This is a genomic window from Jeotgalicoccus saudimassiliensis, from assembly GCF_000756715.1.
GTDB classification, from domain to species: domain Bacteria; phylum Bacillota; class Bacilli; order Staphylococcales; family Salinicoccaceae; genus Jeotgalicoccus; species Jeotgalicoccus saudimassiliensis.
Genome location: NZ_CCSE01000001.1, coordinates 1,204,236 through 1,218,683 on the forward strand (window position 1 = coordinate 1,204,236; position 14,448 = coordinate 1,218,683).

General features: G+C 40.9%; 14 protein-coding genes and 9 tRNA genes. 4 read left to right on the plus strand and 19 right to left on the minus strand.

Going from position 1 to position 14,448, the window contains the following annotated elements; genetic code table 11:
* Nucleotides 1–10: 10 nt before the first annotated feature.
* The 9 genes from fadX to RZ44_RS05780 all read right to left on the minus strand — a co-directional run bounded on the left by fadX (nucleotide 11) and on the right by RZ44_RS05780 (nucleotide 3,599).
* Complete coding sequence (fadX, locus tag RZ44_RS05740; protein WP_035809433.1) at nucleotides 11–1,576, minus strand: fatty acid degradation protein FadX; 1,566 nt, start codon at nucleotides 1,574–1,576, stop codon at nucleotides 11–13.
* 473 nt (nucleotides 1,577–2,049) lie between these two features.
* A tRNA-Ser gene (locus tag RZ44_RS05745) sits at nucleotides 2,050–2,137 on the minus strand.
* Nucleotides 2,138–2,177: 40 nt separating this feature from the next.
* Nucleotides 2,178–2,249: transfer RNA gene (locus tag RZ44_RS05750), tRNA-Glu, on the minus strand.
* A gap of 1 nt (nucleotide 2,250) precedes the next feature.
* Nucleotides 2,251–2,325, minus strand: a tRNA-Asn gene (locus RZ44_RS05755).
* A gap of 9 nt (nucleotides 2,326–2,334) precedes the next feature.
* Nucleotides 2,335–2,408: transfer RNA gene (locus RZ44_RS05760), tRNA-Gly, on the minus strand.
* Nucleotides 2,409–2,427: 19 nt separating this feature from the next.
* A tRNA-Phe gene (locus RZ44_RS05765) sits at nucleotides 2,428–2,500 on the minus strand.
* A 24-nt stretch (nucleotides 2,501–2,524) separates the two neighbouring features.
* Nucleotides 2,525–2,600, minus strand: a tRNA-Asp gene (locus tag RZ44_RS05770).
* A gap of 12 nt (nucleotides 2,601–2,612) precedes the next feature.
* Nucleotides 2,613–2,684 (minus strand) — tRNA-Met (locus RZ44_RS05775).
* A gap of 183 nt (nucleotides 2,685–2,867) precedes the next feature.
* Nucleotides 2,868–3,599 (minus strand): MerR family transcriptional regulator, encoded by a 732-nt coding sequence (locus RZ44_RS05780; RefSeq protein ID WP_035809440.1) that lies wholly within the window; start codon nucleotides 3,597–3,599, stop codon nucleotides 2,868–2,870.
* Between the two features lie 143 nt (nucleotides 3,600–3,742).
* On the opposite strand from RZ44_RS05780, the gene RZ44_RS05785 reads away from it, so the two are divergent.
* Nucleotides 3,743–4,309: a thermonuclease family protein gene (locus RZ44_RS05785; RefSeq protein WP_052108841.1), complete on the plus strand. Its 567-nt coding sequence runs from the start codon at nucleotides 3,743–3,745 to the stop codon at nucleotides 4,307–4,309.
* Nucleotides 4,310–4,352: 43 nt separating this feature from the next.
* Here the strand turns inward: RZ44_RS05785 and RZ44_RS05790 are convergent, their stop codons facing one another.
* Nucleotides 4,353–4,682, minus strand: coding sequence for a winged helix-turn-helix transcriptional regulator (locus tag RZ44_RS05790; protein ID WP_035809442.1), 330 nt, complete (start codon nucleotides 4,680–4,682; stop codon nucleotides 4,353–4,355).
* A 128-nt stretch (nucleotides 4,683–4,810) separates the two neighbouring features.
* On the opposite strand from RZ44_RS05790, the gene RZ44_RS05795 reads away from it, so the two are divergent.
* Nucleotides 4,811–5,674 (plus strand): VOC family protein, encoded by an 864-nt coding sequence (locus tag RZ44_RS05795; protein ID WP_035809444.1) that lies wholly within the window; start codon nucleotides 4,811–4,813, stop codon nucleotides 5,672–5,674.
* Nucleotides 5,675–6,100: 426 nt separating this feature from the next.
* Here the strand turns inward: RZ44_RS05795 and RZ44_RS05800 are convergent, their stop codons facing one another.
* Together RZ44_RS05800 and RZ44_RS05805 are read right to left on the minus strand one after the other, a co-directional pair.
* Nucleotides 6,101–6,301 (minus strand): cold-shock protein, encoded by a 201-nt coding sequence (locus RZ44_RS05800; RefSeq protein ID WP_035809446.1) that lies wholly within the window; start codon nucleotides 6,299–6,301, stop codon nucleotides 6,101–6,103.
* 164 nt (nucleotides 6,302–6,465) lie between these two features.
* On the minus strand, nucleotides 6,466–7,182 hold the full coding sequence (locus tag RZ44_RS05805) for a deoxynucleoside kinase (RefSeq protein ID WP_035809448.1): 717 nt from the start codon (nucleotides 7,180–7,182) through the stop codon (nucleotides 6,466–6,468).
* Between the two features lie 291 nt (nucleotides 7,183–7,473).
* On the opposite strand from RZ44_RS05805, the gene RZ44_RS05810 reads away from it, so the two are divergent.
* A complete protein-coding gene (locus RZ44_RS05810; protein WP_035809450.1) occupies nucleotides 7,474–8,517 on the plus strand; it encodes a C45 family autoproteolytic acyltransferase/hydrolase in 1,044 nt (347 codons plus the stop codon).
* A gap of 140 nt (nucleotides 8,518–8,657) precedes the next feature.
* On the opposite strand, the gene RZ44_RS05815 is transcribed toward RZ44_RS05810, so the two are convergent.
* From RZ44_RS05815 to RZ44_RS05830, 4 genes are all read right to left on the minus strand, one after another.
* Complete coding sequence (locus RZ44_RS05815; RefSeq protein WP_035809451.1) at nucleotides 8,658–8,915, minus strand: hypothetical protein; 258 nt, start codon at nucleotides 8,913–8,915, stop codon at nucleotides 8,658–8,660.
* A 190-nt stretch (nucleotides 8,916–9,105) separates the two neighbouring features.
* Nucleotides 9,106–9,194, minus strand: a tRNA-Ser gene (locus RZ44_RS05820).
* Nucleotides 9,195–9,197: 3 nt separating this feature from the next.
* Nucleotides 9,198–9,272 (minus strand) — tRNA-Asn (locus RZ44_RS05825).
* A gap of 133 nt (nucleotides 9,273–9,405) precedes the next feature.
* A complete protein-coding gene (locus tag RZ44_RS05830) occupies nucleotides 9,406–9,999 on the minus strand; it encodes a competence protein ComK (RefSeq protein WP_035809453.1) in 594 nt (197 codons plus the stop codon).
* Nucleotides 10,000–10,210: 211 nt separating this feature from the next.
* On the opposite strand from RZ44_RS05830, the gene RZ44_RS05835 reads away from it, so the two are divergent.
* Complete coding sequence (locus RZ44_RS05835) at nucleotides 10,211–10,408, plus strand: IDEAL domain-containing protein (RefSeq protein WP_035809455.1); 198 nt, start codon at nucleotides 10,211–10,213, stop codon at nucleotides 10,406–10,408.
* A 666-nt stretch (nucleotides 10,409–11,074) separates the two neighbouring features.
* On the opposite strand, the gene RZ44_RS05840 is transcribed toward RZ44_RS05835, so the two are convergent.
* From RZ44_RS05840 to hemH, 3 genes are all read right to left on the minus strand, one after another.
* Complete coding sequence (locus tag RZ44_RS05840) at nucleotides 11,075–12,067, minus strand: lipoate--protein ligase (protein WP_035809457.1); 993 nt, start codon at nucleotides 12,065–12,067, stop codon at nucleotides 11,075–11,077.
* 71 nt (nucleotides 12,068–12,138) lie between these two features.
* Nucleotides 12,139–13,512 (minus strand): protoporphyrinogen oxidase, encoded by a 1,374-nt coding sequence (hemY, locus tag RZ44_RS05845; protein ID WP_035809462.1) that lies wholly within the window; start codon nucleotides 13,510–13,512, stop codon nucleotides 12,139–12,141.
* A gap of 18 nt (nucleotides 13,513–13,530) precedes the next feature.
* Nucleotides 13,531–14,448 carry a ferrochelatase gene (gene hemH, locus RZ44_RS05850; RefSeq protein WP_035809471.1) on the minus strand — a complete coding sequence of 306 codons (918 nt, stop codon included), beginning with the start codon at nucleotides 14,446–14,448 and terminating at the stop codon, nucleotides 13,531–13,533.

Below are 14,448 nucleotides of genomic sequence, written 5' to 3' on the forward strand. Positions count from 1 at the left end.
TTCCCCTTTGTTAATGATTATTTTTAATAGATTGCGCTAACTTCCCCCATGTTTCTTTATACAGTTCATTGTCGATGATCTTTAAATCCTTTGAAATTAAAGGCTTAAAGTTCATCTGTGACAATACCTCTCTCTCCAGATCCAGACCCGGAGCAATTTCGATCATTTCCATGCCTTCATCCGTCAGCTGGAACACCGCACGCTCGGTAACGTAATATACATCCTGACCAAGTTCCCTTGAATAACGTGCGTTAAAATCCATACTTTGCACGGTGTCGACAAACTTTTTGGAATGACCTTCTTCATCGATAACCAGCCCGTCATCTTCACAGTGCGATTTGCTCCCCACGACCATCGTTCCTGAAAAGATTAATGTTTTGATTGTCTGACTGATATCGATAAAGCCCCCGCTGCCGTTCATTCTTCTCCCAAATTTTGAAACGTTGACGTTGCCTTCGCTGTCGATTTCAGCGAAACTTAAAAATGCTATATCGAGTCCCCCGTTAAAGATAAAATCCCAAGTCATGTCGTGGCGTAATCTCGCGTCGAGATTGTAGTTCATGCCAAAATGATTACCGCTGCCGATCATTCCCCCAAATATACCGGTATCGATATTCAATTTAACAAGATCTTCGGCCCTTTCCTCCCGAAGTACGTTGGACAGCTCGTTGTTAATGCCATAACCGATGCTGACAGCATGGCCGGGCTTTAAAAACTGGGCAGAACGCCTTAATATGATTTTTCTGGAATCAAACTTTAAAAACTTTTCCTTACTCTGTGTAATTCTGTGATGGCCGGATAAAGCGGGATCATAATATGTCTGTATCACCTGCTTATGATATTTTGGATTTTTGTTTACTACTACGTAATCTACAAGCTCCGAAGGTATAAACACTTCACGCGGATTGAAACTGCCGTTCTCAATAACTTCCTTTACCTGAACGATGACCTTACCGCCATTCTGTCTCGCGGCAGAAGCTGCACTGAACCCTTCACCGAGATGGGATTCGTGATCCATAAAGATGTTTCCTTTCACATCGGCATATGTGCCTCTTAACAGACATACATCAATCTTCGGAAAATCGTAATGCAGATATTCCTCGTTATTAATTTCAATTAAAGAAACTAAATCGTCACGGGTAATATCATTGACTTTGCCGCCGGACATTCTTGGATCCACAACCGTATTCAAACCGATTTTAGTTATCATTCCCGGTGAAGAAGCCGCCTGTTCGCGGTAGGAAGTTGCGATAACACCCTGTGGCAGGAAGTAAGCTTCAATTTCGTTGTTTTTAATTGCTTCAACCGTTACAGGAGAAGCAATGACGAGGCTTGCAATAATTCTTTTGACCATGCCGCGCGATACGAATGAGTCGAGATCAAACCCGTCATCAAAATCGCTGATATCATTCGACACGACAAAAGTTAAATTGTCAGTTCTGCTGTCTTCGTCATACTGTTCGGCAAGATATTTCAGCACTTCCATAGGTAAATTACCTGTGGATAACGCAGCTATTGAAATAACATCGCCGCTTTTAACAATATTTCTTAAATCGTTATATGAAATAATCTCCATATTCTATTCTCCCGACATTGTTATATTCAGTTAAAACCTGAGCATATAACCCTTTCAATTTTTATCCCCTTCACTATTTCAAATGTATCATCATGTTTATTAAATGTAAACGGTTTCATTTCATATTTTAATAAATAATTTTATTATATAATTTCATACTTACTATTAGGAGTTACTACTAGTAATTAACCTATAACCACTGATACCATTGATACAGTAAGCTTCATAGGTGTTCATCGACAATTATTTATCATATGGTTTTCTATTGTTAATAATGAAATGTTTTCACTTGACTTTCATGATGAAAAATGGCCAAATTGGTCCGTCCACGCTGATTTATATGTCATCATAAGTTGTACATAAAAATAACTCTTCCCTGCATAAAATTCATTCTATTATTTATACAAAACAAAAAAGCGGACACGTGTCGGGCACGTATCCGCTCTAATGCTTGATATATCAATGGGTTGTAACGGACAGTGAGGGATTTGAACCCTCGAAACGGGGTTGCCGTTTACACGCGTTCCAGGCGTGCGCCTTCAGCCGCTCGGCCAACTGTCCAGAATGAAAAAAAACAGAAGTGCAATTACACTTCTGAGTATGACCCGTACGGGACTCGAACCCGTGTTACCGCCGTGAAAGGGCGGTGTCTTAACCGCTTGACCAACGGGCCATGGCTCCACAGGTAGGACTCGAACCTACGACCGATCGGTTAACAGCCGATAGCTCTACCACTGAGCTACTGTGGAATAATAATATGGAGCGGGTAGACGGGATCGAACCGACAACATCAGCTTGGAAGGCTGAGGTTATACCATTTAACTATACCCGCAAAGGTAATTAAGTAAATATGGTTCAGGACGGAATCGAACCGCCGACACTGTGAGCTTCAATCACATGCTCTACCAACTGAGCTACTGAACCTTGATATGTATTCTGTTTTTAAAATGGCGGTCCCGACGGGACTCGAACCCGCGATCTCCTGCGTGACAGGCAGGCATGTTAACCGCTACACCACGGGACCAATTCTATGTAATTGCGGGAGAAGGATTCGAACCTACGACCTCCGGGTTATGAGCCCGACGAGCTACCACTGCTCCATCCCGCGTCAATAATTATTTAACATATATTTAATGTCTGTTATATATACTATAGCTTTCTGACGAATATTTCAAGCCTTTTTAACTATTTTCATATGACAAATTTACACTTTCTTAATTATTACATATAAACGGCTGAATTTCACCGCTGTTATAAAACCGTAGCAACAGAAAATAATCCCGGTACGGGATTATTTTTGGTTTCTTTCATAATATACAGTCATTGCCTGCTGCATGAATTTTGCAAGTCCTTCACCATATTTATCAATGTTTTTAGTGAATCTCCGGTCTTCCACGTACATATCCCCAAGTCCTTTAAACATTTCAGGTGTATACTCCCCCACTTCATTTAAGAATACATACCACTCATGAATACAGTTCTGTGCAGCTGCCGAGTCCGGTAATAAGTGTCTGACGTCTGCAAGTTCTTTATAGATTTCATTAAACCTGTGTTCTGCTTCTTTCTGACCCATACGTTTAATTTTATTAGTTGATTCATCAACTGCCCGGTCTTCCCATCTTTCTCTCGCTTCTTTTTCATAAGGATTTTGTGAGAAGTCCACACCTTCAAATTTTTCTTCATTTGTCATAATAATTCCGCCTTCATTATTTTTAATCGTTTTGTCAATCAGCTGCAGAATATCATTCAGACGCGACTGTTCCTTTAAAATAATTTCCTTCTGCATCTGAAGCGCTTCTTTCGTATCGTAATCCGGACTGTCCATCATTTCTTTAATCCGGCCCAGTTTAAAATTCAGCTGTCTGAAGAAAAGTATCTGCTGCAGTTTTGAAATATCTTCATCCGAATAATTCCGATAACCGTTCCCTGGATCCGTTTTTGGTGTCAGCAGCCCGATTTCATCGTAATGATGCAGCGTTCTGATACTCACTCCTGACAAGTCAGCCAGTTCTTTTATTTTCATTTCCTCACCTCTTCAATCCGAGTGTAAACTATAACGTTACGTTAAGGTCAACAATTATTATGAAATACTTTTATTTTTATTGTCAGTACCAGTGAGAAACTATAAGATAGAGTTACTATTTAACTTTACGGGGATGATTCTTAATGGCATCACAAAATAACAGAAATAATAAATTTATCCGTCCCAGACATTTGAAGCGACTGGGCCTGCCGGGAATGATTGTTATACTGCTCCTATTTATCGGAGTGACAGTATACAATGATAATTTCGCCGGTGAAAGCACCAGCAGCAGCGAGGAAACTGCTGCCGGGAATGAAGTTACTGTCGAACAGCATATCGACGGGGATACGACGCGTTTTAATTACAACGGCGGTACCGAAAGCTTCAGATACTTAATTATTAATACGCCTGAAATCGGCAGAGACGGCGAACAGGATGATCCATACGCGCAGGAAGCTTTTGAACGTACCCAGGAGCTGCTGGATAATGCTGATACGATTACAGTAGAGTTCGATGAAGAAGAAACAGACCATTACGACCGCTATTTAGCCTATGTATATGCAGATGGTGAAATGGTGAATGAAACACTTGTCAGAGAAGGTCTCGCTTCAGTGGATTATGTTCATCCTCCGAACGATAAATACGAAGATCTGCTGAGAGAAGCAGAAGACCAAGCTAAAAGTGAAGGTGTCGGCATGTGGTCAGAGTAACATAAAAACAGGGAATCCCGATTGGGATTCCCTGTTTTTATGTTTAAGCTTCAACTTTGTTGTCCGAGTCAATCCAGTCCTGCGACCATTTCTCAATATCTTTTAACACCGGCTCAAGTGAATGGCCTTTATCTGTTAAAGTGTATTTGATAACTACAGGTGTTTCCGGGATGACATCACGCTTGATGAGGCCTTCCTGTTCCATGCTTTTCAGGCGGTCTGATAATACTTTCCCGCTGACGCCGGTCGCTGCCTGTATTTCACCGAATCTGGAATGGCCATCCAGCATCTGATAAATCAGCAGCGCCGTCCATCTTTGACTTAATATATTTACCGCTTTTTCAAAGCGTGGGCAAATTTCATTTTGTAACATGGCTATCACTCCTTATTAAAATATAATACCACAAAATCACATCTATTAAAAGTAAAACTCATTACTTGCCATAATATAATTTATATTATATACTTAGTTACATTAAGTTAGTATATAGGAGGAATATTATGGCATTCCATAGTAAAAACGCAACATATGTTGAAACAGTATCACTGAATATTAAAGATTTAAATCGTTCAATCGATTTCTATACAAAAATGATCGGACTGACTGTCAAAAGACAGGATGACACCCGCGCTGAACTTACTGCAGACGGCGAGAATGTACTGGTTATTTTAAATCAGGTCGATAAAGAGCGTACTCACCGCCGTGCTTCAGGTCTTTATCACTTTGCACTTCTGCTTCCGTCAAGAGATGATCTTGCATTAGTCACAATGCATCTGGCTGCAAACAGAGTACCTTTAGGTTCTGCAGACCATCACGTCAGCGAGGCACTTTATCTAAATGATCCGGACGACAACGGTATTGAGATTTATGTAGACAGAGATCCGGAACAATGGATTTGGAATGACGGCGAGGTACACATGGTTACTGAAGCGCTAAATGCAGAAGATCTGTTGAAAGACAGACCGGATCCGTCAGACTTTAAAGGCCTGCCGAAAGATACTATAATGGGACACATTCACCTTCACGTAAATGATCTTCAGAAAAATGGTGAGTTTTACACAGAAGGACTTGGCATGGAAATAATTCTTAATTTCGGCGGTCAGGCATTATTCATGGCAACTGAGAAATACCATCACCATATCGCTGCGAATGTATGGAACGGCCTTGGAGCCCCGACACCTGAAAAAGGCAGCGTAGGACTGGATTACTATACTCTGATTTATCCGTCGGATGATGCGCTGAATGAAGCAGTATCAAGACTTACAGCACTTGGATACACTGTTGAAAAGCACGCGGGCTATGTACTGACAAAAGATCCGTCAGGCAGTCACATCAGAATGCAGACACAAAACATTCACAATTAATTGAAATAGATTCTCAATTAGGGTTGACTCATTCTCATTGAGATTGTATATTAGTAATTGAAAATGATTATCAGTTAGAAATTAATAGGCCCCCTCTTATTAATAAAAAAAATCATTTTCAGCTACTTTAATCTAATGTACGCACATTTATAAAGCTATACCCAGACCCAGGGTATAGCTTTTTTGTATACTTGTTTACAATGAATATAACCGGCTGAAAAGTGAGTTAAACCCATGACATTTAAATCAAAAATTGATCTGCCTTTTATCATTATGATGATTCTCTCAATTGCTGCGATAGCTGCAGCAGGATTCATTCGAGAAGTATCGGCTCCGGCAGTCTGAAAATCTCCCCGGAGAATAAAATGTTATTTATCGAAGAGTTAAAAAAAGAGACAGCCGGGGCTGTCTCCTGAAAGTTCTATATTATATCGCAGTAACGTTAGTAGCTTGTGGGCCACGTTGTCCTTCTTCGATTTCAAAGTTAACTTTTTGTCCTTCTTCTAATGATTTGTAACCATCAGCCTGGATTGCTGAGAAGTGTACGAATACGTCGTCTCCAGCTTCCTGCTCGATAAATCCAAATCCTTTTTCTGAGTTAAACCATTTTACTGTTCCTTCGTTCATAGAAAAAACCTCCTAGTGCTTTTGCACTTAAATATTTGCAATTATTAATGTAAAAATTTTAAGAGTTTTTCAAACGAATGAAACAATTAAAATATTTCTTACTTAAAAACTACTCTTTATATATTACAGTGTCTTTGTGTAAAAGTCAATCTTTTATACAAATCTTACTCCAGTTCTTCCGGATGCACGAAGCCTCTGTGGCTTTTCAGCGTCTCTTCGATGCCTTTTACCACTGTCTGAACGTCGTCCGGATTAAATAAATCCATCTTGTCGATGTCGATAACATATACCGGAGAAATGTTCTTGCTGTTGTACTCTGCAATGAATTCATTCTCGTACAGATTGTATAAATCCTGATAGTATTTGTATAATCCCGGATTGCCTTCAATCTGCTCGAATTCTCTGCCGCGGCGTTTAATTCTTCTCATTACTTCCTCAAATGAACCGTGAACCATCACCATCAGATCCGGTGATTTTTTGAACAGCACCTGCTGTTTATATAAATCGTTCAGTTCCTCCATCATGTTCTCATGAAGATCCAGGTAAGTTTCGTACTCCGCTTCATCCATCGAACCGTTTTCGTACTGAAGTCTTGCAAAGATCATTGCATCTTCATAAATTGAACGGTCAAGCACCGAGTTCGGGTGTGCCATCGCTTTTTTAATAGCCTTAAATCTGTGGTTCAGGAAGAATACCTGAAGGTGGAAGCTGTATCTGTCCGGCTCATCATAATATTTTGCCAAAAACGGGTTGCCGTCCACTTTTTCTTCGAGTAATTCTACATCAAAGTGTTTTGCAATGACTTTACCCCACTCTGTTTTACCTGCTCCGATTGTTCCTGCTAATGTAATCAATTTACCGTCACCTTTTCTGTGGTTCATTTTTTTCACCAAATTTATATTAATTTTCTTTTACTTATTTAAGTGATATATCTCTTTATGTATCAAAATTAAGCCTTTACTATTCTAACAGAAAAAACACATAAAACTACCATCTAATTTTGGCAATTCTCGTACCTTGTCACTTTTTGCCCTTAAGATTATAAAAGTGCCATTTATTTTCTACTAAATAAGTAAAATTACTCTCCGATTATACATTACAGGCATTAAATTTCCAGCATGTAATACTTCATACTACACTGATATTAATCTGATGAAAGGAGCAGCAAAGATATGAAACCATACTACAGCGATGTGCTCCAGTTCAGAGGCAGTCATTATGACTTCGGTTATTTTCAGGGTAAAAAGCTCATACATTCACCGATTTTACCGAATCGTGAAAAACAGTGGCGCCCGAGAGAAAAACGGCATTTCATTACTGATCCGGAAACATCGATGGCGATGCTAAAAAAGCTCGCTCCTCAAATAGTTGATGAAATACGCGGACTCGCCGATGCACTGGAACTGAATATGACAGAAGCGTTTAAAAAATTCGGCGGCTATTACCTTGAGCTGACCTTGAGCGGCTGTTCTATATTTGCCGGCGATGATTTCTTTGTCAGAAATTACGACAGCCATCCACGGGGTTATGAAGGCCGTTATATATTTTATCAGCCGACAGACCGGGGCTACGCTCTGATGGGCCCGACGATGCAAATTACCGGCCGTATCGACGGCATGAATGAAAAAGGACTCGTTATCGGCTATAACTTTACCCATACGAAGAAATCAGCTGACGGTTTTATGTGCAGCATGATTGCGAGAATGGTACTTGAAACATGTGCGGACACTGACGAAGCTGTCGCCATGTTAAAAGAAATACCACACCGACATTCATTCAGCTATGTCGTGCAGGATAAACGGGGTATTCCATATGTAGTAGAAGCATCTCCAAGAAAAGTCATCGCAAGACAGTCAAATGTCTGTACGAACCATTTCCATCTACTGCATGAGGAAAACCGCTACAGACAGGAAGAAACGAGGATCAGGGAGCAGAATATCATTAGAAAACAGCAGCCCTCAGGCAGCGCATACGAAGCGTTTAAAATTATGAACAGCCTGGATGAAGGAATTGCATCAACTAAATATGAGGCATCCGCAGGCACATTGCACACATCGGTTTATCTGCCGAAAGAATTAAAAGCAATGTTTGTAATCGGTCTCGACAGAAAACCTGTTATTTTTGACTTTAATAAATGGCTGCAGGGAGAGAATATTAATATTACGAAGATTAAAGGTGAACTGGACTCCGACAAACCGTTTGTTAATATGGAATAACTCAGACAAAATACGAGGATTCTGTGAATCTATCAGTTTAATATTTACCGGTTTTTATCCTGCAAAAAAGTGTCTTTAAATCAAAAAAAATAAGCCGCCTGTGAAAGGCGGCTTTTTATATTTCAGTCCGAATCTGCCAACTACACGAGCGGATTGATAACCTTCTCTTCCCAGACCGGCTTATTGGATTTTATAAATGAAATCAGTTCCTCTTCATCTTTAAAAATTGTCTTATCGCGATCGACGCTGTTGAAAGACGCGATAGTTAAACGGTAACCGAGAATCGGGCGTTTAGAAATAGTGTACTCATGTCGCTCGGTAGAAAAAACAATCTCATCATCCGTCGATGATACGACAACCCAGTATCTCGAATTAATTAAATCTAAAATATTATTCACGTGGTTCCCCCTCTTTGGATACATTTATCATATCACCTTCCGGGAGATTAAAGTTGAGATTTCTAAAAAATTCACAATCAAAAAGATGTAGCTGAGGACTGGAATTTGGGAAAGAACTTTCAAATAGAAGAAGTTATTTAAAGAACAATAAAAAAGCTCAATCCTTTTCAGGATTGAGCAAATATATTAACGGAGATGGAGAGATTTGAACTCTCGCGCCGCGCAATGCGACCTATGCCCTTAGCAGGGGCACCTCTTCAGCCACTTGAGTACATCCCCATATGGCTCCACAGGTAGGACTCGAACCTACGACCGATCGGTTAACAGCCGATAGCTCTACCACTGAGCTACTGTGGAATAGTATGTATGTTTCAACCGAACATGATTCATTATAGCAACGAATATTATTTAAAGCAACCGTCTTTTTAATATTTGTTAAGTAAAATTTACAACATTGATAAATAATTAATCTTTTCTGTGTATAAACCGGCTATACTTTATTGATTTGGTCGATTCCACGCATGTATTTTAAGTACGTTTCACGTGCTGCTTCGTTGATATACTGCATTTCCTGCTGCTGGTGTTCATACGAAAACTTCGCAGATTCATCCTTACGGTATGTTTTTTCTTTAGCCAGGTTGAATTTATAGTGCAGCTTCACTGCATTTAAATACTGATTGTTAAATGAACTGTATGAAATATCAATTTCCAGCTCTTCATTGTTCTCAAATTTAACTTTTGTATTCCCATTATAATCATAATAACTGTCAATGTATCTTAAATTAAACCAGGAGTTCTCCATTACACGGTCTGAATGCGTGCAGAAATAAACATATGAACCGAATAAGTCCAAAATGATAGGATGCTTAGAACGTATACCCGATAAACTTCTAGTCAGATCTTTACGTGAAGCATAAGTCTGGAAGTGATACTTACAGTTGTGCTCTAAAATCTTATTCGGAATAGAAAGACAAGATATCGGCTCTCCATATAATTCCCCTACAGTGCTTTCCGTATAGCGCCCATTGGTTTTTGCAATAATATACATCGTTTCATCATTAATAATATAATGCTGTCGGCTCATATTTTCCCCCCTGTTATTTTATTATAATCAATATAACACAGAATATTTAAAATGTTAACTATTATTTATAAATGTTATTTAATGTTTAATGTAAACGATTTAATGTTAATTGTCAGAATATACAAAAAGGGGATTCTCATTATCATTGACCTAATTGAGAATGTGGTATATAATTCTTGTAAAGATAGATTTTTGAGAGGGGTAATACATTATGGGCAGACCAGTTTATCCTGCAAATCAATTAAGAGGCTTCATCAACACAATTAATGACCTGTCAGCAGATCTTGTTTTGCAAGAATCAATGAACCATTTTAATGTAAAATACTATAACCAAAAAATAGAAGAATCACTCATCGAAAAAGATGAAGAGAAATTCATGAAGTACACTAATTTACTAAAAGAACTGTAATAGATGTACATATAGATTGCCCGGCCCTATTCAGGCCGGGCGTTTTTGTGTTCGAATTTACTTATATTGGCGACCGGTGCACCTCGTCAATCCTGCGAAGTACACCAGACAACGCCGGTGCACCTCGTCAATCACACGAAGTACACCAAAAAACACCGGTGCACCTCGTCGATTCCGCGAAGTACACCAAACAACGCCGGTGCACCTCGTCGATTCCGCGAAGTACACCAAACAACACCGGTGCACCTCGTCAATTCCACGAAGTACACCAGACAATCCCGGTGCACCTCGTTAATCACACGAAGTACACCAAACAACACCGGTGCACCTCGTCAATCCTGCGAAGTACACCAAACAACGCCGGTGCACCTCGTCAATTCCACGAAGTACACCAGACAATCCCGGTGCACCTCGTTAATCACACGAAGTACACCAAACAACACCGGTGCACCTCGTCAATCCTGCGAAGTACACCAGACAACGCCGGTGCACCTCGTCAATCCTGCGAAGTACACCAAACAACGCCGGTGCACCTCGTCAATCACACGAAGTACACCAAACAACGCCGGTGCACCTCGTCAATCCTGCGAAGTACACCAGACAACACACTCATTCCAAAAAAACAAAAAAACCGGCACTTCAAAGCACCGGTCCAAAAAAATCCAATTATGAAATTAAATCTAAAAATTCTTCTCTCGTAATTCGTCCTAAATAGTGGCTGATATCCACGTCTTTGATTGCTTCTGCAATCGCGTCACGGTTGTGTTCCACTCCGATAAGCAGATTCTCAACGTCCACTACTTCACCGACTCCAAAGAAGTCTCCGAAAATTTTCGCGTGTTCAATGCGTCCCCCGCGTACTTCCAGTCTCACGTCCAGCAGTCCTGCCGGGTATTTGTGCGAGTTGTCGTAGTTGTATTTAGGATTTCTGCCGTAGTTCCATTCCCACGTCTGGTATTTTTCTTCAGACAGCTGGTTGATTTTCGCCCAGTCATCGCCTGTCAGTTTGTATTCTTCAACGTTTTCCAGCCCGCCGAATATTTTATCCAGTATTCTCTCTTTAAATTCCTCGATATCAATTTTCTCATCCAGGTAGTCGTTAATGTTTCCGACCCGTGCACTTACAGATTTAACACCTTTTGACTGGATTTTCTTCGGGTTTACTTTCAGCGCGTTCTGTACTTCGGAAATATCGCTCTCAAGCATTAAAGTACCATGCGAGAACATACGTCCCTTTTGTGTGAACATTGCATTCCCCGACACTTTTTTGCCGCCTTCGATTTCGATGTCGTTTCGTCCGGACAGTTCAGCATCAACACCCATTTCTTTCAATGCTTCAACGATCGGCTGCGTGAATTTTTTAAAGTTGTGGAAGCTGTCTCCATCGTCTTCGGTAATGAAGCTGAAGTTCAGGTTACCTTCATCGTGGTATACCGCTCCCCCGCCTGATACACGTCGCACAACTTTAATGCCGTGTTCTTTAATGTACGGCTCGTTAATTTCTTCAATCGTATTCTGGTTTTTACCGATAATGATTGACGGCTGGTTTACATAGAACAGAAAGTAAGAGTCGTCCGTCGGGATTTCTCTTAATATATATTCTTCCATCGCCAGATTAATCATCGGATCTTTGATGTCATTGTTTGAAATAAACTTCATTGATTTTTCCCCCTGGTACATAATAAAAGACCTGTCTCAATTATAATAGAAACAGGTCTTAAAATCATATTTTACTTATTTAAAATTTTCTCTGCAGTATTTTTCGCAGTCTGTACACAGTCAGGCAGCCCGACTGCATAGTGTGACGCACCGATTAAATGCAGTCCCGGATAGTTTTTTTCAACGTATGCCTGAATTTCATCGATGATATATTTATGTCCGACAAAATAGTTAGGCATGGCATTCATCATACGCGTAACGATTGTGAATTCAGGTTCACCGTCGAGTTCCATAATCTTATCAAGGTCCTCGCGTGCGAGACGGACGATATCTTCATCCGACTTTTCCTGCACGATAAAGTCCCCGGGACGGCCCACGTATGCGCGGAGAAGCGCCTTGCCTTCCGGTGTCGAGTGTTCCCATTTCTTGTTCGTCCACGTACATGCCGTAATCGATGTATCCATGTTACGGCTGATAACAAATCCTGTACCTTCAATCGTATTTTTCACCTGTTCGGCATCAAATGCCATCACAACTGTCGCAACACTCGTTGCTTCCATATGTTTGAAGTACTCAAATTCTTTATCTTTAAACCAGCGTTTGTACTGGAAATGAGGCGTCGTTACGATTACTTCATCATAATGATGCGTACCCCCGTCTGCCGTCAGCAGATAGCCGTCTTCAGTTTTTTCGATTGCAGTAACATCGAAATTAAAGTGAATCTGTCCGCCGCGTTTTTCGTTCTCACTGACCAGACGGTCGATAAACGACTGCAGTCCGCCTTTGAACTGCAAAAACGCACCGGTTTTAGTTTTCTGTGCTTTCGGCTGATTTTTTTTAGAAGCCATCAGCCCTTTCATCAGACTGCCATACTCCTGTTCCGTCTCTTTGAAGTTCGGATACGTCGACATTAAGCTCAGCTTGTCAATATCAGTACCGTATACACCTGCTAAAAGCGGTTCAATCATATGCTCCAGCAAATCGTTGCCGAAACGCGCACGGAAAAATTCACCGACTGAAATATCTTTATACAACGGCATGGCAGGCTTGATAAAATCAAATCCCGCACGCAGTTTTCCTGTCCATGACACTAAATCAGTCGTTAAGAGCGGAGACAGCTCCATAGGTACACCGAGCATCGTGCCTTTAGGCACCGGTGACAGCTTATTTTTTGCATAGATATACGCCTGTCCCGTCTGGTTGCGGACCAGTGTATCACCAAGCCCCACTTCGTGAGCGAGCTCTGTCATGATTTCCTTACGCGCTAAATAAGACTCGGGTCCGAGCTCGATCGTATAACCGTCCCGGATATGAGTATTGACCTTGCCTCCGGCACGGTCCGACGCTTCGTATAAATCAACCGTCAGGTCAGCACCGTCTTTAAGAAGATAATGCATCGCCGATAATCCTGTTATTCCTGCACCTACTATCGCTACTCTCTTCACTCTTAAACGCCTCGCTTATTACAGTTTAATTAATTCGTTAACCATTGCCTGAATGAAACGTGAATCCGTGTTCGGCATTGCCGGTCTGTGGTATACAGCACCGATTTCATCCGTTACAACTTTACACTCGTAGTCGTTATCGTATAGCACTTCAAGGTGCTCACACACGAATCCAAGCGGAATATATACGAAGTGCTTAAAGCCGTGTTCGTTATATAAGTCGCGTGTTAAATCCTGCACGTCCGGTCCAAGCCATGGATCCGGCGTATTTCCTTCAGACTGCCAGCCGACAAAGTAGTTCCCTTTATCAAAACGGGCTTTAATTAAGTCTTTAGTCGCTTCAAGCTGATCCGGGTACGGATCGTTGTGCTCTTTAATCTTTTCAGGAAGACTGTGTGCACTTACGATAATCGCAGTCTGGTCTGCTTCATCAGCAGGAATGTCTTTTTCTAAAGTCGTTTCAAGTGCATCAACCCAAAAGTCGATAAACGGCTTCTGTTCAAAGAATGAGTCTACGGATTTAACTGTAATACCGTATTTTTCAGCTTCTTCCACTGCACGTTTGTTATATGACCCGACAGAAAACTCCGAGAAGTGCGGTGCAAGTACTATACTGTAAATTTCTTTAATGCCCGCTTCACTGATTGCTTTCACAGAATCTTCGATGAACGGGTGGATATGCTTCAGGCCGATAAACAGCTCGAACTCATCTTCACTTTGTTCATTTAAAGCGTCAATAAGCGCCTCTGCCTGACGTTCCGTCGTATCTGCAAGCGGTGAAATACCGCCGATTGCTTCGTAACGGTCTTTTAAATCCTGTAATGCTTCTTCACTCGGCTTTCTGCCGTGTCTGATATGTGTGTAGTATGGTTCTATATCCGATTCTTTGTACGGCGTACCGTAAGCCATTACTAATAATGCTTTTTTCTCAGCCAT

What these genes read in the sequence shown, in the direction of transcription:
- RZ44_RS05800 (WP_035809446.1), bottom strand. Translation starts at nt 6,301, where the DNA reads ATGAACGAAGGAACAGTAAAATGGTTTAACTCAGAAAAAGGATTTGGA.
- RZ44_RS05835 (WP_035809455.1), top strand. Translation starts at nt 10,211, where the DNA reads ATGGGCAGACCAGTTTATCCTGCAAATCAATTAAGAGGCTTCATCAAC.
- RZ44_RS05795 (WP_035809444.1), top strand. Translation starts at nt 4,811, where the DNA reads ATGGCATTCCATAGTAAAAACGCAACATATGTTGAAACAGTATCACTG.
- RZ44_RS05785 (WP_052108841.1), top strand. Translation starts at nt 3,743, where the DNA reads ATGGCATCACAAAATAACAGAAATAATAAATTTATCCGTCCCAGACAT.
- RZ44_RS05805 (WP_035809448.1), bottom strand. Translation starts at nt 7,182, where the DNA reads ATGAACCACAGAAAAGGTGACGGTAAATTGATTACATTAGCAGGAACA.
- fadX (WP_035809433.1), bottom strand. Translation starts at nt 1,576, where the DNA reads ATGGAGATTATTTCATATAACGATTTAAGAAATATTGTTAAAAGCGGC.
- RZ44_RS05780 (WP_035809440.1), bottom strand. Translation starts at nt 3,599, where the DNA reads ATGAAAATAAAAGAACTGGCTGACTTGTCAGGAGTGAGTATCAGAACG.
- RZ44_RS05830 (WP_035809453.1), bottom strand. Translation starts at nt 9,999, where the DNA reads ATGAGCCGACAGCATTATATTATTAATGATGAAACGATGTATATTATT.
- RZ44_RS05790 (WP_035809442.1), bottom strand. Translation starts at nt 4,682, where the DNA reads ATGTTACAAAATGAAATTTGCCCACGCTTTGAAAAAGCGGTAAATATA.
- RZ44_RS05840 (WP_035809457.1), bottom strand. Translation starts at nt 12,067, where the DNA reads ATGAAGTTTATTTCAAACAATGACATCAAAGATCCGATGATTAATCTG.
- RZ44_RS05810 (WP_035809450.1), top strand. Translation starts at nt 7,474, where the DNA reads ATGAAACCATACTACAGCGATGTGCTCCAGTTCAGAGGCAGTCATTAT.
- hemH (WP_035809471.1), bottom strand. Translation starts at nt 14,448, where the DNA reads ATGGCTGAGAAAAAAGCATTATTAGTAATGGCTTACGGTACGCCGTAC.